Source organism: Glycomyces sp. NPDC046736 (assembly GCF_040645615.1).
Lineage (GTDB): Bacteria > Actinomycetota > Actinomycetes > Mycobacteriales > Micromonosporaceae > Glycomyces.
In genome coordinates this window covers 48,206-67,277 of record NZ_JBEYYO010000021.1, presented here as the reverse complement: position 1 = coordinate 67,277, position 19,072 = coordinate 48,206, and the positions used below count along the sequence as shown (strand labels likewise).

The 19,072-nt window shown below is 70.7% G+C and carries 15 protein-coding genes; 3 read left to right on the top strand and 12 right to left on the bottom strand.

The window, feature by feature from the left end; all coding sequences use genetic code 11:
* Positions 1–44: 44 nt before the first annotated feature.
* From carB to pyrR, 5 genes are read right to left on the bottom strand one after another with little or no spacing between them, the layout of a single operon-like run.
* Positions 45–3,377 carry a carbamoyl-phosphate synthase large subunit gene (carB, locus tag AB0B28_RS19225; protein WP_360123053.1) on the bottom strand — a complete coding sequence of 1,111 codons (3,333 nt, stop codon included), beginning with the start codon at positions 3,375–3,377 and terminating at the stop codon, positions 45–47.
* A complete protein-coding gene (carA, locus tag AB0B28_RS19220) occupies positions 3,370–4,506 on the bottom strand; it encodes a glutamine-hydrolyzing carbamoyl-phosphate synthase small subunit (RefSeq protein WP_360123050.1) in 1,137 nt (378 codons plus the stop codon). The genes carB and carA overlap by 8 nt, the downstream gene beginning before the upstream one ends.
* On the bottom strand, positions 4,503–5,804 hold the full coding sequence (locus AB0B28_RS19215; RefSeq protein ID WP_360123047.1) for a dihydroorotase: 1,302 nt from the start codon (positions 5,802–5,804) through the stop codon (positions 4,503–4,505). Before AB0B28_RS19215 ends, carA begins: the two co-directional genes overlap by 4 nt.
* Positions 5,801–6,721 carry an aspartate carbamoyltransferase catalytic subunit gene (locus AB0B28_RS19210; RefSeq protein ID WP_360123044.1) on the bottom strand — a complete coding sequence of 307 codons (921 nt, stop codon included), beginning with the start codon at positions 6,719–6,721 and terminating at the stop codon, positions 5,801–5,803. Before AB0B28_RS19210 ends, AB0B28_RS19215 begins: the two co-directional genes overlap by 4 nt.
* A complete protein-coding gene (gene pyrR, locus AB0B28_RS19205) occupies positions 6,718–7,296 on the bottom strand; it encodes a bifunctional pyr operon transcriptional regulator/uracil phosphoribosyltransferase PyrR (RefSeq protein WP_360123041.1) in 579 nt (192 codons plus the stop codon). The genes AB0B28_RS19210 and pyrR overlap by 4 nt, the downstream gene beginning before the upstream one ends.
* Before the next feature lie 273 nt (positions 7,297–7,569).
* Between pyrR and AB0B28_RS19200 the strand changes: the two genes are divergently transcribed.
* Positions 7,570–8,067, top strand: a complete 498-nt coding sequence (locus AB0B28_RS19200; protein ID WP_030156643.1) for a transcriptional regulator — start codon at positions 7,570–7,572, stop codon at positions 8,065–8,067.
* 117 nt (positions 8,068–8,184) lie between these two features.
* Here the strand turns inward: AB0B28_RS19200 and nusB are convergent, their stop codons facing one another.
* The 5 genes from nusB to aroC all read right to left on the bottom strand — a co-directional run bounded on the left by nusB (position 8,185) and on the right by aroC (position 12,550).
* Complete coding sequence (gene nusB / locus AB0B28_RS19195; protein ID WP_360123037.1) at positions 8,185–8,625, bottom strand: transcription antitermination factor NusB; 441 nt, start codon at positions 8,623–8,625, stop codon at positions 8,185–8,187.
* Positions 8,626–8,627: 2 nt separating this feature from the next.
* On the bottom strand, positions 8,628–9,185 hold the full coding sequence (gene efp / locus AB0B28_RS19190) for an elongation factor P (RefSeq protein ID WP_360123034.1): 558 nt from the start codon (positions 9,183–9,185) through the stop codon (positions 8,628–8,630).
* Positions 9,186–9,298: 113 nt separating this feature from the next.
* A complete protein-coding gene (aroQ, locus tag AB0B28_RS19185) occupies positions 9,299–9,742 on the bottom strand; it encodes a type II 3-dehydroquinate dehydratase (RefSeq protein ID WP_360123188.1) in 444 nt (147 codons plus the stop codon).
* A gap of 8 nt (positions 9,743–9,750) precedes the next feature.
* The gene (gene aroB, locus AB0B28_RS19180; RefSeq protein ID WP_360123031.1) at positions 9,751–11,307 is read right to left on the bottom strand and encodes a 3-dehydroquinate synthase; all 1,557 of its coding nucleotides are present in this window, start codon (positions 11,305–11,307) and stop codon (positions 9,751–9,753) included.
* Between the two features lie 64 nt (positions 11,308–11,371).
* Positions 11,372–12,550 carry a chorismate synthase gene (gene aroC, locus AB0B28_RS19175; protein ID WP_360123028.1) on the bottom strand — a complete coding sequence of 393 codons (1,179 nt, stop codon included), beginning with the start codon at positions 12,548–12,550 and terminating at the stop codon, positions 11,372–11,374.
* Positions 12,551–12,811: 261 nt separating this feature from the next.
* Here aroC and AB0B28_RS19170 point away from each other — a divergent pair, with 261 nt between their 5' ends.
* Positions 12,812–13,858, top strand: a complete 1,047-nt coding sequence (locus AB0B28_RS19170) for a LacI family DNA-binding transcriptional regulator (RefSeq protein WP_360123025.1) — start codon at positions 12,812–12,814, stop codon at positions 13,856–13,858.
* A 116-nt stretch (positions 13,859–13,974) separates the two neighbouring features.
* A complete protein-coding gene (locus tag AB0B28_RS19165; RefSeq protein WP_360123022.1) occupies positions 13,975–16,575 on the top strand; it encodes a glycoside hydrolase family 9 protein in 2,601 nt (866 codons plus the stop codon).
* A 97-nt stretch (positions 16,576–16,672) separates the two neighbouring features.
* Here the strand turns inward: AB0B28_RS19165 and AB0B28_RS19160 are convergent, their stop codons facing one another.
* Together AB0B28_RS19160 and AB0B28_RS19155 are read right to left on the bottom strand one after the other, a co-directional pair.
* Complete coding sequence (locus AB0B28_RS19160; RefSeq protein WP_360123019.1) at positions 16,673–17,059, bottom strand: hypothetical protein; 387 nt, start codon at positions 17,057–17,059, stop codon at positions 16,673–16,675.
* Positions 17,060–17,169: 110 nt separating this feature from the next.
* Positions 17,170–19,059 (bottom strand): RICIN domain-containing protein, encoded by a 1,890-nt coding sequence (locus AB0B28_RS19155; RefSeq protein WP_360123016.1) that lies wholly within the window; start codon positions 19,057–19,059, stop codon positions 17,170–17,172.
* Positions 19,060–19,072: the final 13 nt, after the last annotated feature.

The window sequence follows — 19,072 nt, the reverse complement described above, 5'->3', positions numbered from 1 at the left end:
GTTCGCCGGGCGGGCGACAGGGTCTGGCGCCCGCCCGGTGCGAATCAGGCCGCGGCGGTCTCGGCGCCGCGGAGGCGGCGGTGGAGTTCCTGGAGGGAGGCGACGCGGATCTCGCCGCGGGAGGCGGACTCGATCGCCTGGGTCGCGGCGGCCGCGCCCTGGATGGTGGTGACGCAGGAGACGTCGGCCACGACGGCGGCCGAGCGGATCTCCCAGCCGTCGGTGCGCGGCCCCGAGGAGGCCGAGGGCGTGGTGATGACCAGGTCGATCTCGCCGGACCCGATGAGGGTGATCGCGTCGAGTTCGCCTTCGGACTTGACCGCGCGGCTGTGGCGCGCGACCGGGGTGAAGTCGATGCCGTGGCGTTTGAGGACCAGGCCGGTGCCTTCGGTGGCGTAGACGGTGAAGCCGAGGTCGACCAGGCGCCGCACCGGGAACACGATGGAGCGCTTGTCGCGGTCGGCGACCGAGACGAAGACCTTCCCCGAGGTGGGGAGCTTCCCGTAGACGGCGAGCGTGGCCTTGGCGAACGCGAGGCCGAACGTGGCGTCGATGCCCATGACCTCGCCGGTGGACTTCATCTCCGGGCCCAGGACCGCGTCGAGCCCGGCGCCTTCGACGGTGCGGAAGCGCTTGAACGGCAGCAGGACCTCCTTGACCGAGATCGGGTCGTCCGGTCCGGCGTCGGAGCCGTCGCCTTCGGGCAGGAGCATCCCCTCATCGCGCAGTTCGGCGATCGTCGCGCCCAGGGCGATGCGGGCCGCGGCCTTCGCGAGCGGGACCGCGGTGGCCTTGGAGACGAACGGGACGGTGCGCGAGGCCCGCGGGTTGGCTTCGAGGACGTAGAGCTGCTCGTCCTTGAGGGCGTACTGGACGTTCATCAGGCCGCGCACCCCGATGCCGAACGCGAGTTTGGCGGTGTAGTCGCGGATCTGGGCGATGACGGCCGCGCCGAGGGTGATCGGCGGGAGCGCGCACGAGGAGTCGCCGGAGTGGACGCCGGCCTCCTCGATGTGCTCCATGATGCCGCCGAGGTAGAAGTCCTCGCCGTCGCAGAGGCAGTCGACGTCGATCTCGACCGCGTCGTCGAGGAACCGGTCGATCAGGATCGGGTGCTCGGGACTGGCGTCGGTGGCGCGGGAGATGTACCCGGCGAGGGTGTCCTCGTCGTAGACGATCTCCATGCCGCGGCCGCCGAGCACGTAGGAGGGCCGGACCAGGACGGGGTAGCCGACCTGGGCGGCGACCTCGCGGGCCTCCTCGTAGGAGGTGGCGGTGCCACCGGCGGGGGCGACCAGGCCCAGTTCGGCCAGGAGGCGCCCGAAGACCCCGCGGTCCTCGGCGGCGTCGATGGCCTTCGGGGAGGTGCCCACGACCGGGAGCCCGGCCGCTTCGAGGCGCTCGGCCAGGCCCAGGGGGGTCTGGCCGCCGAGCTGGACCACGACGCCGATGACGCCGGGGCCGCCCGCGGCCTTGCCGGACTCGTGCTCGGCGTTGAAGACCTCGGTGACGTCCTCGAACGTGAGCGGCTCGAAGTAGAGCCGGTCGGCGGTGTCGTAGTCGGTGGAGACGGTCTCGGGGTTGCAGTTGACCATGATGGTCTCGTATCCGACCGCGCGCAGCGCCTGCACGGCGTGGACGCAGGAGTAGTCGAACTCGATGCCCTGGCCGATGCGGTTGGGGCCCGAGCCGAGGATGATGACCTTGGGGCGGTTCGAAGGCGCGACCTCGGTCTCGTCCTCATACGTCGAGTAGTGGTAGGGCGTGTGGGCCTCGAACTCGGCGGCGCAGGTGTCCACGGTCTTGAAGACCGGGCGCAGGCCCAGGCGGTGGCGCAGGCGCCGCACCCCCGCCTCACCGGCCAGTTCGGGCCGCAGGGCCGCGATCTGGGCGTCCGAGCACCCGGCCCGCTTGGCGCGGCGCAGGAGCGCCTCGTCGACCACGGCGGCGGCCTCGATCTCGTCGCGCAGGTCGATGAGCTGGGCGACCTGGTCGAGGAACCACGGGTCGATCTTGCAGGCCTGGTGGACCTGGTCGACCGTGGCGCCCAGGCGCAGGGCGCGCTCGGCGGTGTAGAGGGTCCCGTCGTGGGCGGTGCGGAGCGCTTCGAGCGTGTTCTCCAGGGTCGCGCCCTCAGGGTCGGGGCGGGTCCAGAACCCGGCGGCCTTGGTCTCGGTGGAGCGCAGGGCCTTCTGGAGGGCCTGCTGGAAGGTCCGGCCCAGGCTCATGGCCTCGCCCACGGACTTCATGGTGGTGGTCAGGACCGGGTCGGCGCCGGGGAACTTCTCGAACGTGAAGCGCGGGACCTTGACCACGACGTAGTCCAGGGCAGGCTCGAACGCGGCCGGGGTGGCCCGGGTGATGTCGTTGGGGATCTCGTCGAGCGTGTAGCCGATGGCGAGCTTCGCGGCGATCTTGGCGATCGGGAACCCGGTGGCCTTCGAGGCCAGCGCCGAGGAGCGCGAGACGCGCGGGTTCATCTCGATGACGATCATGCGGCCGGTGGCCGGGTCGATCGCGAACTGGATGTTGCAGCCGCCGGTGTCGACGCCGACCTCGCGCAGGATCGCGATGCCGACGTCCCTCATGTGCTGGTACTCGCGGTCGGTGAGGGTCATCGCGGGGGCGACGGTGACCGAGTCGCCGGTGTGGACGCCCATCGGGTCGACGTTCTCGATGGAGCACACGATCACGACGTTGTCGCTCTGGTCGCGCATGAGCTCGAGCTCGTACTCCTTCCAGCCGAGCACGGACTCCTCGATGAGGACCTCGGTGGTGGGCGACTCGGCGAGGCCGTTCCCGGCGATGCGGTCGACGTCCTCCCAGGTGTGGGCCATGCCCGAGCCGAGGCCGCCCATGGTGAAGGAGGGACGGATGACCACGGGGAGGCCGAGGTCCTCGACGGTGGTGCGGACCTCGTCCATGGAGTGGCACACGGCCGAGCGGGGCACTTCGCCGCCAACCTTGAGGACCACGTCCTTGAACTGCTGGCGGTCCTCGCCGCGCTGGATGGCGTCCATGTCGGCGCCGATGAGCTCGACGCCGTACTTCTCCAGGATCCCTGCGCCGTGGAGGCCGACGGCGGCGTTGAGGGCGGTCTGGCCGCCGAGGGTGGCAAGGAGCGCGTCGGGCTTCTCCTTGGCGATGATCTGCTCGATGACCTCGGTGGTGATCGGCTCGACGTAGGTCGCGTCGGCGAACTCGGGGTCGGTCATGATCGTGGCCGGGTTGGAGTTGACGAGGGTGACCCGCAGGCCCTCCTCGCGCAGGACCCGGCAGGCCTGGGTGCCGGAGTAGTCGAACTCGCAGGCCTGGCCGATCTGGATGGGGCCGGAGCCGATGACCAGGACGTGCTGGATGTCGTCGCGTTTAGGCATTGGCCGGGGCCCCCTCGGTGTGCTGGATGAGTTCGACGAGCCGGTCGAACAGGTAGTCGGCGTCGTGCGGCCCGCCGGCGGCCTCGGGGTGGTACTGCACGGAGTAGGCGGGCGCGTCCAGGCAGGTGAGGCCTTCGACCACGTCGTCGTTGAGGCACACGTGGCTGACCTGGACGCGGCCGAACTCGGTCTCGAAGAACTCGCCGGATTCGGGTGCGGCCAAGGCGAAGCCGTGGTTGTGGGCGGTGATCTCGACCTTGCCGGTGTGGCGGTCGAGCACGGGCTGGTTGATGCCGCGGTGCCCGTACTTGAGCTTGTAGGTGTCCAGGCCCAGCGCGCGGCCGAGGATCTGGTTGCCGAAGCAGATGCCGAAGACCGGGACGCGGCGGCGCAGCAGCTCGCGGGTGACCTCGATCTGGTGCCCGGCCGTGGCGGGGTCGCCTGGGCCGTTGGAGAGGAACACCGCGTCGGGGCCCTGCGAGAGCAGTTCGTCCACCGTGGCCGTGGCCGGGTAGACGGTGGTGGTGATGCCGCGTTCGGCCAGGCGGCGCGGGGTGTTGCGCTTGATGCCGAGGTCGACGGCGGCCACGGTGTACTTCTGGGGGCCCTTGGCCGCGTACGTGTAGGGCTCGGCGGTGGTGACCGCGCCGACGTGGTTCGCGCCGGCCATCTGCGGAGAGGCGAGGACCTTCGCCAGGAGCGCCTCGGCGTCGGTGCTGCGCGAGGAGATGCCCACGCGCATGGCCCCGGCCTCGCGCAGGTGGCGGGTCAGGGCGCGGGTGTCGACCTCGCAGATGCCCACGATCCCCTGGGAGGACAGCTCGTCCTCCAGGCCCCGCTTGGCCCGCCAGTTCGAGGTGACGCGGGAGGGGTCGCGCACCACGTACCCGGCGACCCAGATGCGGCGGGACTCGTCGTCCTCGTCGTTCCAACCGGTGTTGCCGATCTGCGGCGCGGTCTGTGCCACGACCTGCCCGTAGTAGGACGGGTCGGTCAGGGTCTCCTGGTAGCCGGTCATGCCAGTGTTGAAGACGGCCTCGCCGAAGGTCTCGCCGACCGAGCCGAAGGCCTCGCCGCGGAAGACGCGGCCGTCCTCGAGGACGAGGATCGCTGGTGCTCGACTGCTCATTCGGTCGTCTCCTCTTGGATCTTGCCGTTCAGCACGGTGGCGCGTCCCCGCAGGAACGTCGCCTCGACGGTGACCGGGAGTTCGCTCCCGGCGTAAGGGGTGTTGCGCGACAGGGACGCGAGGCCCTCGGGGACCACGGTCCAGGTCGCGGCCGGGTCGACCAGGGTGAAGTTGGCCTCGACACCGGGCTGCGGGTCGCGGCCGTGGGCTTCGAGCCCGGCGATGCGCGCCGGGGTGCGGGAGGTGCGCTCGGCCAGCACGTCCCAGTCGACGTCCTTGGGGCCGCCGAGGGCGAGCACCGAGATCGACAGCGCCGTCTCCAGCCCGAGCATCCCCGGGCGGGCCGCGGCCCACTCGCATTCCTTGTCCTGCAAGGCGTGCGGGGCGTGGTCGGTGGCCACGGCGTCGATCACGCCTTCGGCGAGCGCGGCCCGCAGCACGTGCACGTCGGCCTCGCGGCGCAGCGGCGGGTTGACCTTGAACACCGGGTCGTAGGAGCGCACGGCCTCGTCGGTGAGGAGCAGGTGGTGCGGGCAGACCTCGGCGGTGACCTTCGCGCCCCGGGCCTTGGCCTCGCGGATGATGTCCACCGAGCGGGCGGTCGAGACGTGGCAGAAGTGCACGCGCGCGTCGGTGTACTCGGCCAGGAGCACGTCGCGGGCGATGATGGCCTCTTCGGCGACCGCGGGCCAACCGGGCAGGCCGAGCTCGGCCGAGACGGGGCCCTCGTTCATCTGCGCGCCTTCGGTCAGACGCGGCTCCTCGGCGTGCTGGGCGATGAGCCCGCCGAAGGTCTTGACGTATTCGAGCGCGCGGCGCATCAGGACCGGGTCGGACACGCAGTGGCCGTCGTCGGAGAACATCCGCACGTTCGCCGCGGAGTTCGCCATCGCGCCGATCTCGGCGAGGCGCTGGCCTTCGAGGCCGATCGAGACCGCGCCGATGGGCTGCACGTCGGCGTACCCGGCGGCGCGGCCGAGCGCGGCGACCTGCTCGACGACCCCGGCGGTGTCGGCCACCGGGTTGGAGTTGGCCATGGCGCACACGGCGGTGTAGCCGCCCTTGGCGGCGGCGCGGGTGCCGGTCAGGACGGTCTCGGCGTCCTCGCGGCCCGGCTCGCGAAGGTGGGTGTGGAGGTCGACGAGGCCGGGCAGGAGCACCAGGCCGTCGGCGTCGACCACGTCGGCATCGGTCGCGCTGAGCGAGCCGATCTCGGCCACGCGGCCGTCCTTGACCAGGACGTCGCTTCGGCCCTTGCCGATCAGGTCGGCCCCTTTGATGAGGACTGGCTTGGTCACCGGGTCTCTCCGTTCGTCAGCAGCAGGTAGAGGACGGCCATGCGGACCCACACGCCGTTGGTCACCTGTTCGGTGATCGTGGCGCGCGGCGAGTCGGCGACCGAGGCGGCGATCTCCATGCCGCGGTTCATCGGGCCGGGGTGCATCACGATCGCGTGGTCGGGCATGAGGGCGAGGCGCCGCTCGTCGAGGCCGTACAGGCGCGCGTACTCGTTGGCGGTGGGGAAGAACGAGGCGTGCTGGCGTTCGCGCTGGACGCGGAGCATCATCACCGCGTCGACGCCCTTGAGGCTCGCGTCGAGGTCGTAACCGATCTCGACGGGCCAGTCGCCGATGTCCTTGGGCAGCAGCGTGGGCGGGCCGACCAGGCGCACGTTCGCGCCGAGCTTGGACAGCAGCCACACGTTGGAGCGGGCCACGCGCGAGTGGAGGATGTCCCCCACGATCGCCACGGTGCGGCCCTCGATCCCGCCGAGGCGCTTCTGCATCGTGTAGGCGTCGAGCAGGGCCTGCGTGGGGTGGGCGTGGGTGCCGTCCCCGGCGTTGAGCACCGCGCCGTCGAGCCACTCGGTGAGCCGCTGCGGCGCGCCCGCGGCGGGGTGGCGGATGATCACCGCGTCGGCGCCCATGGCCTGGAGGGTCAGGGCCGTGTCGCGCAGGCTCTCCCCCTTGTTGACGCTGGAGGTCTTGGCCGCGAAGTTGACCACATCGGCGCTCAGGCGCTTGGCCGCGGTCTCGAACGAGGTGCGGGTGCGGGTGGAGTCCTCGTAGAAGAGGTTCACGACGGTGCGCCCGCGCAGCGCCGGGAGCTTGGGGACCTCGCGGCCGGTGACCGCGTCGGCCATCTGCTGCGTGACGTCGAGGATGAGCTCCGCCTCTTCGCGGGTGAGCTCCTTGGTGGTGAGCAGGTGCTTCATCGCTCCCGGCCTCCGGTCAGGACCACCGCGTCGAGACCGTCGTACTCGGTCAGGCGCACGGCCACGTTCTCGTCGCGGGCGGTGGGGATGTTCTTGCCGACGTAGTCGGCGCGGATGGGCAGCTCGCGGTGGCCGCGGTCGACCAGGATCGCGAGCTGGACGCTGGCGGGGCGGCCGAGGTCGTACAGCGCGTTGAGCGCGGCGCGCACGGTGCGCCCGGAGTAGAGCACGTCGTCGACGAGGATCACGCGCTGGTCGTCCACGCCGCCGGGCGGCAGCTCCGTGGGCCCGAGGGCCCGCATGGCGTGGCGGCGCAGGTCGTCGCGGTAGAGGGTGATGTCGAGGGTCCCGGCGGGGACGTCGATGTCGGCGAAGCGGCGGATGCGGTCGGCGAGCCTGCCGGCGAGCGCCACGCCGCGGGTGGGGATGCCCAGGAGCAAAGTGTCGGGGGCGCCCTTGGTCTTCTCGAGGATCTGGTGGGCGATGCGGTCGAGGATGCGGCCGATGTCCTCACTGGACAGGATCTGCTTGCCCGACGGGTCGTCCTCGTGCTGCCTGAGGGCAGGGGAAACCACGCGAACCTCCTTCTCCGCCTCACTGGACGGTCTGTTAAAGAACGGTTTCGTCGCGGGCCATCTTACCGTCGCCGGTGACGGAGCGTAAAGGCCGATCCCAAAGACTGACCGTTGAAATCACCCTCGATGCCTGATTTACTGGGGTTTGCACGGCGGTAATGGGGGCCTCAGGCGACGAAGAACACTGTTCGGGGGCACCCCAACGGCCGATGGTCACCGACCGTAGTCAACAATAGGGTTCCTCTCGTACCGAAAATTGGAGTTGATCCCAGCATGGCGACATCTGACTACGCCAAGGCGCTCGGCAACCGGCTGCGTGACATCCGCATGCAGCAGGGCCTGTCGCTGCAAGGCGTGGAGGACAAGTCCGGCGGCAAGTGGAAGGCCGTCGTCATCGGTTCATACGAGCGGGGCGACCGCTCGATCACGGTCAGCCGCCTGGCGGAACTGGCCGACTTCTACCGCATCCCCGTCTCCGAGCTGCTCCCCGAGGGCGTGCCGCTCCCGGTCGAGCAGGCCGAGAAGATCGTCCTCAACCTGGAGGCGCTGTACGACCACCCCGACTCCGACCTGGAGCACGTGGCCAAGCTGGCCCGATCGATCCAGCAGCGCCGGGGCGACTACAACGGCCGGATCCTCTCGATCCGCGCCGACGACCTCTACACCCTCGCGGTGGTCTACTCGACCACGCCCTCGGGCCTGATCGAGAAGCTCGAGGACTTCGGAGTCCTCGTCCACGACCTCCAGGCGTTCTTCGCCTCGGAGGAGTAGACACTCCCGCAGGAGGCCGGGCCTTGGATCGGAAGGCCCGGTCTTTCTTCGTGCCTGGACGAAGAGGCCGGGCCCGCCATCGCGGTGGGCCCGGCCTTTTCTGCTTGTGCGCCTTGGCTACTGGGCCTTCGCGGCGGCGTCGAGGACGGCGTTGACGAACGAGGTGTCGTCGGAGGAGCCGATCTGCTCGGCCACACGCATGGCCTCCTTGATGGCCACGGCGGTGTCCACGTCCTCGACGTGGCGGATCTCGTAGAGGCCCACGCGCAGGACGTTGCGGTCCACGGCGGGCAGCCGCTCCACGGCCCAGCCCGAGGCGGCCTTGCCGATCGCGTCGTCGAGCTCATCGATCTTCAAGGCCACGCCGCGCACGAGCTGCTCGGCGTACGCGGGCAGGCGCGGGGCCTCGGGGTCGGCGACGGCGCGGGAGGCGCGTTCGGCGAGCACCTTCGAGGGCGCGATGTCGCGGCTCTCGGCCTCGTAGAGGATCTCGACGGCCCGCATCCGCCACTTGGTGCGCGCGGTCAGCCGGTCGGGTCCGCTTCCCTGGTTCGCCACCCCTATGCCCGCGAGAGGTATTTGCCGTCGCGGGTGTCGACCTTGATCTTCTCGCCGTTGTCGATGAACAGCGGCACGAGGACCTGCGCGCCGGTCTCGACGGTGGCGGGCTTGGTGCCGCCGGAGGAGCGGTCGCCCTGGAGGCCCGGCTCGGTGTAGGTGATCACGAGCTCGACCGAGGCGGGCAGCTCGACGTAGAGCGCCTTGCCGTCGTGCCAGGCGATGGTGACCTCGGAGTTCTCCAGCATGAACTTGGCGGCGTCGCCGACCAGGCCCGGGCCCAGCGGGAACTGGTCGTAGGTCTCCATGTCCATGAACACGAAGTCCTCGCCCTCCTTGTAGAGGTAGGACATCGTGCGGCGGTCGACGTTGGCGGTCTCGACCTTGGTGCCGGCGTTGAAGGTCTTGTCGACGATCTTGCCCGAGGGGATCTGCTTGAGGGTGGTGCGCACGAACGCGGGGCCCTTGCCGGGCTTGACGTGCTGGAACTCCTGCACCTGCCAGAGCTGGCCCTCCAGGTTGAGCACCAGGCCGTTCTTGAGATCGTTCGTGGATGCCACGGGCGTTCGTCTCTTTCAGTAGAGGTTCAGACTTGACCGACCGTCAATGGTAGCGGGCGGGCCCGCAGGTCACCGCTGCACCCGCTGCGGCTGTGTCCAGCGGCGCAGTCGGGCTACTCGGCGTCGGTCTGCGTCTCGTCGGCGATGAAGTCGAGCGCGTGCTCGTAACCGCGGACGCCGAGGCCCACGATGACGCCGGTGGCGTGGGCCGAGATGTAGGAGTGGTGCCGGAAGGGCTCGCGGCGGTGGACGTTGGAGATGTGGACCTCGATGAGGAGCCCGGTGAGCTGCGCGCAGGCGTCGCCGATCGCCACCGACGTGTGGGTCCAGGCGGCGGCGTTGAGCACCACCGGGTGGCCGTGGTCGGCGGCCTCGTGCAGCCAGTCGATGAGTTCGCCTTCGTTGTTGGTCTGGCGCACGTCGACGTCGAGGGAGCGCTTGCGGCCGTGCGCGACCAAGGTGGCGGCGAGGTCGTCGAAGGTGGTGCGGCCGTAGATCTCGGGCTCGCGTTTGCCGAGGCGATTGAGGTTGGGGCCGTTCAGGACCAGCACCTTCAGGTCGTCGCTCATGCCGTCAGCCTCTCATACGCCTCGCGCTGCTGCTCGGTCGTCACGTCCTCGACCACGACCGGCGCGGCCAGCGCGTCGAGGAGCACGAACCGCTGGGTCGCGCCGACGTTCTTCTTGTCGATGAGCATGACCTTGAGGAGGTCGTCCCAGCGTCCGGCCTCGTAAGTGGTGGGCAGGCCGAGGGCTTCGAGCGCGGCTTTGGTGCGGCCGACGAGGTCGGCGCGGCCGGTGAGCGCGCCGAGGTGGGCGGCGTAGACCATGCCGACGGCGACGGCGTCGCCGTGCCGCCAGCGGTAGTGCTCGAGCTTCTCGATGGCGTGGGCGAAGGTGTGCCCGTAGTTGAGGATCGCGCGCAGCCCCCCTTCCTTGAGGTCTGCGGCGACCACGGCGGCCTTCATGGCGATGGCGCGTTCGACCAGTTCGGCGAGGACGGGACTGGAGGCGTCCAGGGCCGCTTCGGGGTCGGCTTCGATGAGGTCGAGGATCACGGGGTCTGCGATGAATCCGGCTTTGACGACTTCGGCCAGGCCCGCGGCGAGGTCGGCCCGCGGCAGGGTCGCGAAGTTGTCGAGGTCGACCAGGACGGCGCGGGGCGGGTGGAAGGCGCCCACGAGGTTCTTCCCGGCGGCGGTGTTGACGCCGGTCTTGCCGCCGACCGCGGCGTCGACCGCGCCCAGGAGCGAGGTGGGGACGTGGACGACGTCCACGCCGCGCAGCCAGCACGCGGCCACGAATCCGGCGAGGTCGGTGACGGCGCCGCCGCCGACGCCGACGACGAGGTCGGTGCGGGTGAAGCCTTCGGCGCCGAGGGCGTCCCAGCACTGCTCGGCCACGGCGACGGTCTTGCCGTCCTCGGCGTCGGGAAGTTCCATGAGGGTCGCTTCGACGCCGCCGGGGAGACTGTCGCCGAGGCGCTGGGCGAGCCCTGCAGTGCTGGCGGTGTGGAGGACGGCCACGCGGGCGGCCTTGCCGAGGAACTCGGGGAGGCGCGCGGCGGTGCCGCGTCCGATGAGGACCGGGTAGGGGGTCTGGGCGTCGTTCACGGTCACCGTGGCGACGTTCAGGCGGGCGTTCAGTTCGGCGGCCAGGTCGTCCACGTCCCTTCCGGTGGTGTCGATCTCGATGTCGGCGACCTCGCGGTAGAGCGGGAGGCGCTCGTCGAGGAGCCTGCGGAGGGTGGCGCGGGGGTTGACCTGGAGGAGGGGGCGGCCCCGGTCCATCTCGGTGCGCTTGACCGCTTCGCCGAGGTCGACGCGGAGGTGGACGACGGTGACGTCGGCGAGGATCTTGCGGGTGGCCTCGGCCAGGACCGCGCCGCCGCCGAGGGCGAGCACGCCGTCGTGTTCGGCCACGGCTCGGCGGACCGCTTCGCGTTCGAGCGCGCGGAAGCGCTCCTCGCCTTCGTCGACGAAGATGTCGGGGATGGACTTCCCTGCGGCGCTCGCTATGTCGGCGTCGGTGTCGCGGAAGGTCGCGCCGCGCGCGGCGGCCAGGGCGCGGCCGATCGTGGTCTTGCCCGAGCCGGGGGGCCCGACGATGACGACCAGGCTCATGGGTTCACTCCGGTGCGTTGGCGGCGGTACCGGCGGGCGAGGGCCCGCCGGGTCGGATGCCGGGCTACTTGACCCGCAGGTGCTGGCGGTAGGACTCGAAGTTGCGGCGCGATTCGCCCACGGAGTCGCCGCCGAACTTCTCCAGGGCCGCTTCGGCGAGGACGTAGGCGACCATGTGCTCGGCCACGACGGCCCCGGCGGGCACCGCGCACACGTCGGAGCGCTGGTTGATGGCCTCGGCGGCCTCGCCGGTGACGGTGTCGATGGTGCGCAGGGGCCGGGTGAGCGAGGAGATCGGCTTGAGCATGGCCGAGACGCGCAGCGGCTGGCCGGTGGTGATGCCGCCTTCGAGGCCGCCCGCGCGGTCGGTGAGGCGCTCGACGCCGTCGGCGCCGGGCACGATCTCGTCGTGGGCCGAGGAGCCGCGCACGGCGGCCTGCATGAGGCCGTCGCCGATCTCGACGGCCTTGACCGACTGGATCGACATGAGGGCGGTGGCCAGGCGCGCGTCGAGCTTGCGGTCCCATTGGACGTGGGAGCCGAGCCCGGGCGGCAGGCCGTAGGCGAGGACTTCGACCACCCCGCCGAGGGTGTCGGCGTCCTTCTTGGCGGCGTCGACTTCGGCGACCATGCGCGCGGACGCGTCGGGGTCCATGCAGCGCAGGGGATCGGCGTCGACGGCGGCGGCGTCGGCGGGTGTGGGCACGAGGCCGTCCTTGGCGCGCACCGGGCCGAGGGCCTTGACGTGGGAGACGATCTCGATGCCGAAGGCCTGCTTGAGGAAGGCCTTGGCGGCGGTGCCTCCGGCGACGCGCGCGGCGGTCTCGCGGGCCGAGGCGCGCTCCAGGATCGGGCGGGCGTCCTCGTGGTCGTACTTCTGCATCCCGGCGAGGTCGGCGTGGCCGGGGCGGGGCCGGGTCAGGGGCGCGTTGCGGGCGACGCCTTCGAGCTCGGCGGGGTCGACCGGGTCGGCGGACATCACGGTCTCCCACTTGGGCCATTCGGAGTTGCCGATCCGGATGGCGACGGGCGAGCCGAGGGTGCGGCCGTGGCGGACGCCGCCGATGAAGTTCACGACGTCGGCCTCGAACTTCATGCGCGCGCCGCGGCCGTAGCCGAGGCGGCGGCGGGCCAGTTCGGCCGCCACGGCCTCAGTGTCCAGCTCGATCCCGGCGGGGAGTCCGTCGAGCGTGACCACGAGTTCGGGTCCGTGTGATTCTCCAGCAGTCATCCATCGCAACACGCCGTCAAGTCTGCCACTGGGGCGGGTGTGATTCGGCACCTGGTGGACTTCGCATCCCACCCGATGGGCGCGGCCGCGGCGGCCCGGTAGGGGGAAGCTGCTGGAGGGGACGGCGATGCTGTTGTGGCGCATGGGTTCGACCAGGGCGATGCGGACTCGCGCAGGCGCGTTCCATGGAACGGGGCCACTACACTCGTACATTCGAGATCGCAGGTCACACGGTTGCCGCGCGAACGAGGACGACGGAAGGACGAAGATGCGATGAGTCCCCGACGCATCCGAGGCTCCGCTGACCGCACCCCGGCACCGCGGTCGCGCAAGCCCACGATGGCGGACGTCGCGGCGGAGGTGGGCGTCTCGCGGGCGCTGGTCTCGCTGGTGTTCCGCGGCCAACCGGGCGCGAGCGCGCAGACGCGGGCGCGGGTGTTCGAGGCCGCGACGCGGCTGGGTTACAAGCCCGACATGGCCGCGCGGCTGCTCGCGCGCGGGCGCAGCAAGGTCCTGGGGGTGCTGTTCACCCCGCGCAATCCCTACCACGTGGACCTGGTGGAGGCGGTGTATCCGGCGGCCGAGGAGCTGGGCTACGACCTGGTGCTGAGCGCGGTGGTGCCCTCGCACGACGAGCACAAGGCGATCGAGGCGCTGGTGGGGCACCGCAGCGAGGCGCTGCTGCTGTGCGGGCCGAACATCGCCGACGCCGAGGTGGCCTCGCTGGGGCGACGGGTGCCGACGGTGGTGATCGGGCGCCACCTCAAGGACGCGGGCGTGGACGTGGTGACCTCCTACGACCGCCCGGGCGCGCGGGAGGTCGTGGACTACCTGGTGGGACTGGGGCACCGGTCGATCGTGCACGTGGACGCGGGGTCGCGGTCGGGCGGGCCGGAGCGGCGGCGGGCCTACCGGGACGCGATGCGCGGGCACGGCCTGGCGCCGCGGGTGATCCCGGGGAACTACTGCCAGGAGGGCGGGTCGGAGGCCGCGCGGCTGCTGCTGAGCGAGGACGGGCCGCTGCCCACGGCGGTGTTCGCTGCGAACGACCAGTGCGCGCTGGGGCTGCTCGACGTGTTCACTCGGGCGGGGGTGAAGATCCCCGAGCAGGTCTCGATCGTGGGCTACGACGACAGCCACATCGCCGGGCTCAGCCACATCGACTTGACCACGGTGCGACAGGACGTGCCGCGCCTGGCGCGGCTCGCGGTGCAGGCGGCCGACGAGCAGCTGCGCGGGGTCAGGGAGGCGGGCCAGGCGCTGAAGCTGGAGTCGAAGCTCGTGGTGCGAGGGACGAGCGGGCCGCCGCCGGAAGCGTAGAGGCTCAAGGCGACCGCTTGCCTACGGTTCGTACAGGTTCGCATATTGACATTGATCACTATTGATGACAGGATGCTGATGGTAACGCTCCCAATTTCGCAGAGGAGAGCCCCTTCATGCCACAGCGATCACTGGCCCCACCCGTCCGCCGCGCACGCCGGGGGCTCATGCTCGCCGCCGCGAGCGCACTCGCCGTGGGAGCGGTTGCCGCCGCTCCGACCGCGCAGGCGCAGGAAGAGGAGCCCAGCGACCTCATCACCAACGGCGACTTCGCCGACGGCACCACCGGCTGGTGGACCACCGAGAACCTCACCGGATCGGTGGCCGACGGCGAATGGTGCGTCGACGTGCCCGGCGGGACCCTGAACCCGTGGGACGCGATCCTCGGCCAAGACGGCCTCCCGCTGGCCGCGGGCGAGTCCTACGAGCTCCAGTTCACCGCCCGCGCTTCGGCCGACGTGAGCGTGCGCGCCCTCGTCCAGCAGCCGGTCGACCCCTGGCTCACCGCGATGGAGGAGTTCCCGGCCTTCACCGCCGAGCCGCAGCAGTTCAGCTACACGTTCACCGCCGCCGCCGACTGGGAGGCCGCGCAGCTGGCGTTCCAGATCGGGCGCAACGCATCGCCTTGGCAGTTCTGCCTCTCGGAGGTCGCCTTGCTCACCGACGCCGAACCGCCGGTCTACGACCCCGACACCGGGCCCCGGGTCCGCGTCAACCAGGTCTCCTACCTGCCCGACGGCCCCAAGCGGGCAACGCTCGTGACCGACGCCGAAGACGCCGTGCCGTGGCAGCTGCACGACGCGGCCGGAACCGTGGTGGCCGAGGGCGACTCGACGCCGTACGGGGACGAGCCCACCTCGGGCGAGTCGGTCCACGTCATCGACTTCTCCAGTGTCTCGGCCGCGGGCGAGGGCTTCACGCTCACCGCCGACGGCGAGACCTCCTACCCGTTCGCGATCGGCACCGACGCCTACGGGGACCTCGCGGTCGACGCCTTGTCCTTCTACTACCCGCAGCGTTCGGGCATCGCGATCGACGACGCGATCGCTCCCGGATACGGGCGCGAGGCCGGGCACGTCGACGTCGCCCCGAACCGCGGCGACGGCGCGGTGACCTGCTACGGCGGGGCCTGCGACTACACCCTGGACGTCACCGGCGGCTGGTACGACGCGGGCGACCACGGCAAGTACGTCGTCAACGGCGGCATCTCGGTCGCCCAGCTCATGGCGATCTACGAGCGGGCGCTGTACGCCCCCACCGGCGACGCCGACCGGCTCGGCGACGGGAGCCTGCGGGTGCCCGAGCACGGCGACGGCGTCCCCGACGTCCTCGACGAGGCCCGCTGGGAAGTCGAGTTCCTGATGTCCATGCAGGTTCCGGCCGGTGAAGAACTCGCGGGCATGGCACACCACAAGATCCACGACGAGAATTGGACCGGCCTGCCGCTCATGCCCGCCGACGACCCCGAGGAGCGGTTCCTGGAGCCGCCGTCCACGGCGGCCACGCTCAACCTCGCGGCCGCGGCCGCGCAGGCCGCGCGTCTGTTCGAACCGTACGACCCCGACTTCGCCGCCGAGGCCCTGGAGGCGGCCGAGACCGCCTGGGCCGCCGCGATCGCGAACCCCGAGGTCTACGCCGTCGACCGCGGCGCGGGCGGCGGCCCCTACGGGGACGACGACGTGACCGACGAGTTCTACTGGGCCGCAGCCGAACTGTTCCTGACCACCGGGGCGAAGACCTATGAGGACTTCGTGCTCGCCTCCGAGCACCACGAGGCCGACTCGTTCAGCGACGGCGGCTTCTGGTGGGGCTCGGTCGCGCAGCTGGCCAAGCTCGACCTCGCCACGGTCCCCAACGCGCTCCCGCAGCGCGACGCGCTCGTCGCGCAGGTCGTTGCCGGCGCCGACGTGTACCTCGCCGAGCAGGACGCCAGCCCGTGGGACCTCGGCTACGGCGCCGACGGGACCTTCGAATGGGGTTCGACCAGCGTCGTCCTCAACCGCCTCGTCGTCATCGGAGCCGCGTTCGACCTCACCGGCGAACGGCACTACAAGGACGGCGTGTTCGCCGGACTCGACTACGTGCTGGGCCGCAACGCGCTGGGGAACTCCTATGTGACCGGTTACGGCTCGCACTACTCGAAGAACCAGCACAGCCGCTGGTACGCCAACCAGCTCGACCCGGCTTCACCGAACCCGCCGGCCGGGACGCTCTCGGGCGGCCCGAACTCGATGACCGGCACGTGGGACCCGATCGCGCAGCGCTGGCTGTCCGGTTGCGCCCCGCAGAGCTGCTACATCGACGACATCGGGTCGTGGGCGACCAACGAGCTGACGATCAACTGGAACGCCTCGCTCGCGCAGGTCGCCAGCTTCGCGGCCGACCAGACCGGGGGCGTGCGGACCGCGCCCTCATGCCAGGTCGAGTACCGCATCAACGGGCAGTGGCCGGGCGGGTTCAACGCCCAAGTGCTGGTCAAGAACACCGGGGACGTGCCACTGAACGCGGTGTCGCTGCGGTGGGCTCTGCCGACCGGGCAGTCGATCGTGCAGTCGTGGAGCGCCGAGGTGAGCCTCGACGGCCACATGGTGACCGCGAGTTCGCTCGCCGGCGGCGCGGCCCTCAAGCCGGGCAAGACGTTCTCGTTCGGGTTCATCGGCGCCAAGGACGCCCGCACCGCGGTGCTCCCGGGGGCGGTGACCTGCTCGGCGAGTTGAGCATCAATCGGCCGTGACCGGGCAGGGTGAGCCCGGGCACGGCGACGGGGCGGCCGCTTCACAGCGGCCGCCCCGCGGTTTCGAGTGAACCCGCACCTCACTCCGCGGAGGCGGCCAGTTCCTCCGACGACCAGTTGCAGACGTTGTCCACGTCCGAGACGCCGAGCAGACCCAGGCTCGCGGCGTTGCTCCAGTCCCAGTTCAGGGCGCAGATGTTGGAGGCGACGTTCACGCCGTTCGGGTTCTGGTCCCAGCCGTTGCACAGGTTGGTCACGTCGCTCTTGCCGACGTTGAGCAGGGAGAGGACGTCCCCGCTCCAGTTGCCGATGCACAGGTTCGACAGGAAGTTGACCCCGCCGAAGTCGGAGGGGTCGTAGTGCGTCCCCTCGGTCGGTGCTGCGGCGAAGGCCGGGGTAGCGGCCCCGGCGGCCAGGGCGCCCGCGGCGGCGGCCGCCACGGCGGTCTTGGCGATAAAACGAATCACTGTCACCTCTCAGTACTCGTGTCTCCTTGCGACCCTTTCGTGCCAGGTCGGCCATGAATATAACGTCGTCTCAGAGTCGACAAGGGAGATTCGCAGAATCGCCGCCCGGGTCAGTCCAGGGTCAGCCTCCAGCGCTGATTGGCGCTGCCGAAGTAGTCCCACTGCTGGATCAGGCCGCCGTCCGCCTGCGACACGTCCTTGACGTCGAGCGCCTTCCCGCTGCCGCGGTTGACGATCGCGTAAGTGCCGTCCGCGAGCCGGTCGAGCCGCCACTGCTGGCTCGCCGCGCCCGTATAGGTCACCTGATGGATCGCCGCGCCGTTCGCCGTCGAACCGTTCGCCACGGTCAGCGCCTTGCCCGAGTGCAGGTTGTCGATCCGCCAGTGCCCGCCACCGGCATCGGTGAAGCGCCAGCGCTGGTTCTCGCCGCCGTGGTCGGCCCACTGCTGCACGAGAGCGCCGTCCGCGACCGACCAGCCCTGCACGTCGAGGGTCTTGCCGCTGCTGACCGACCCGATCGCGTAGGTCGCGTTCTGGTCGATGTCGCCGGGCGGCTGCGTGCCGCCGGTGTCCCAGGTGAAGGTCGCGACGGCCCCGGCCGGGAGGGTGTACCCGAAGTCCTGTCCGCCTTGGGAGACGGTGAAGGTCCGCTCGCCCGAGCCCGCGTTGAGCGCCAGGAGCGCGATCGTGCCGTCCGGGTTGCGGAAGGCCACGGTCTCGATGTCGCCGGGCGTGCTGGTGGAGGCGATGCGGGTCGCTCCGGGCTCGACGAACTTGCTGATGTGGCCCAGCACGTAGTACTCGACGTTGTAGGTCACCGCGCCGTTGCCGGTGTCGACGGTGACGACGCCGCGGCAGTCGGCGCAGCCGCCGTTGGTGGGCCCGTGGTTCTGGTCGAGCGCCATGTTCCACAGCGTGATCCCCTTGGCCCAGTTGCGGGTCGAGCCGATCACGAGGTTCTGCATGTTCCACTTGAGGTTGCCGCCGAAGTCGGTGGCCCACTCGCCGCCGGAGCACTCGGTGAACCACAGGTCCTTGCCCGGGTGGGCGTCGTGGACCTGGCTCTGCGCCGAGACGTCGCCGCCGTAGCAGTGGAAGGCGCTCCCGGCGGCGTACCGGTTCGCCTCGGGGTCGTTCAGGACGTTGATCGGGTAGTACGCCTCGTCCCAGTTGTGGTCCCAGGCGATGATCTTGGTGCCGGTGCCCTCGAGTGCGGGGCCGAGGTGGTCTCCGATGAGCGCGGCCTGGTCCTGCCAGGTCATGCGCATCGAGGGATAGGAGCCGGTCTCGTGGTGGGGCTCGTTCTGCGGGGTCACCGCGTAGATCGGAAGCCCGTGGGAGCGATACGCCTCCACGGTGGCCGCGAGGTAGTCGGCGTAGTCGTCGAACCGGTCGGGCGCGAGCTGCCCGCCGAAGAGCGAGTTGTTGGTCTTCATCCACGCCGGGGCGGTCCACGGCGTGCCCATGATCTTGAGGTCGGGGTTGATGGCCTTGGCCTGCTGGAGGATCGGGACGGTGTAGGGCAGGTCGTGCCCGATGGAGAAGTCGCCGAGGTCGCAGCACGTGTCGTCGTAGGTGTAGTCGGCGTTGTTCGCGGTGAAGTCGCTGGCCCCGAAGGGCTGGCGGACCATGCTCAGGCCGATCCCCGAGTCATCGCCGAAGAGCCGCTGCATGAGCTGGTCGCGCTGGCTCTGGTCGAGCTCGTTCTGGACGAGCCAGGCGGAGGAGTCGGTGAACGAGGCGCCGAAGCCGTCCATCGTCTGATAGGTGGTGCCGGTGTCGACGGTGATCACCGGCCCGGTGCCGCCGCTGCCGAAGGGGACGCTCGGCTGCCGCGCGAGGAGCTTGCTCTGATCGGCCGTGGTGACCCAGACGTCAGCCTGGCCCTGGGCCGCTTGCGCCGAGGACACGAGCCCCGCCGCCACTAGGGAGGACCCGAGCACGGCGAGGCTGACGCCGACGGCGGCCAGCCTCCGGCCCGGGAGGTGTTTGCGATTCATAAGCGGTTCCTTA

Excerpts from the sequence above, each read along its gene's own strand:
- AB0B28_RS19165 (WP_360123022.1), top strand. The coding sequence starts at position 13,975 with ATGCCACAGCGATCACTGGCCCCACCCGTCCGCCGCGCACGCCGGGGG.
- carB (WP_360123053.1), bottom strand. The coding sequence starts at position 3,377 with ATGCCTAAACGCGACGACATCCAGCACGTCCTGGTCATCGGCTCCGGC.
- AB0B28_RS19210 (WP_360123044.1), bottom strand. The coding sequence starts at position 6,721 with ATGAAGCACCTGCTCACCACCAAGGAGCTCACCCGCGAAGAGGCGGAG.
- aroB (WP_360123031.1), bottom strand. The coding sequence starts at position 11,307 with ATGAGCCTGGTCGTCATCGTCGGGCCCCCCGGCTCGGGCAAGACCACG.
- carA (WP_360123050.1), bottom strand. The coding sequence starts at position 4,506 with ATGAGCAGTCGAGCACCAGCGATCCTCGTCCTCGAGGACGGCCGCGTC.
- AB0B28_RS19200 (WP_030156643.1), top strand. The coding sequence starts at position 7,570 with ATGGCGACATCTGACTACGCCAAGGCGCTCGGCAACCGGCTGCGTGAC.
- AB0B28_RS19170 (WP_360123025.1), top strand. The coding sequence starts at position 12,812 with ATGAGTCCCCGACGCATCCGAGGCTCCGCTGACCGCACCCCGGCACCG.
- AB0B28_RS19155 (WP_360123016.1), bottom strand. The coding sequence starts at position 19,059 with ATGAATCGCAAACACCTCCCGGGCCGGAGGCTGGCCGCCGTCGGCGTC.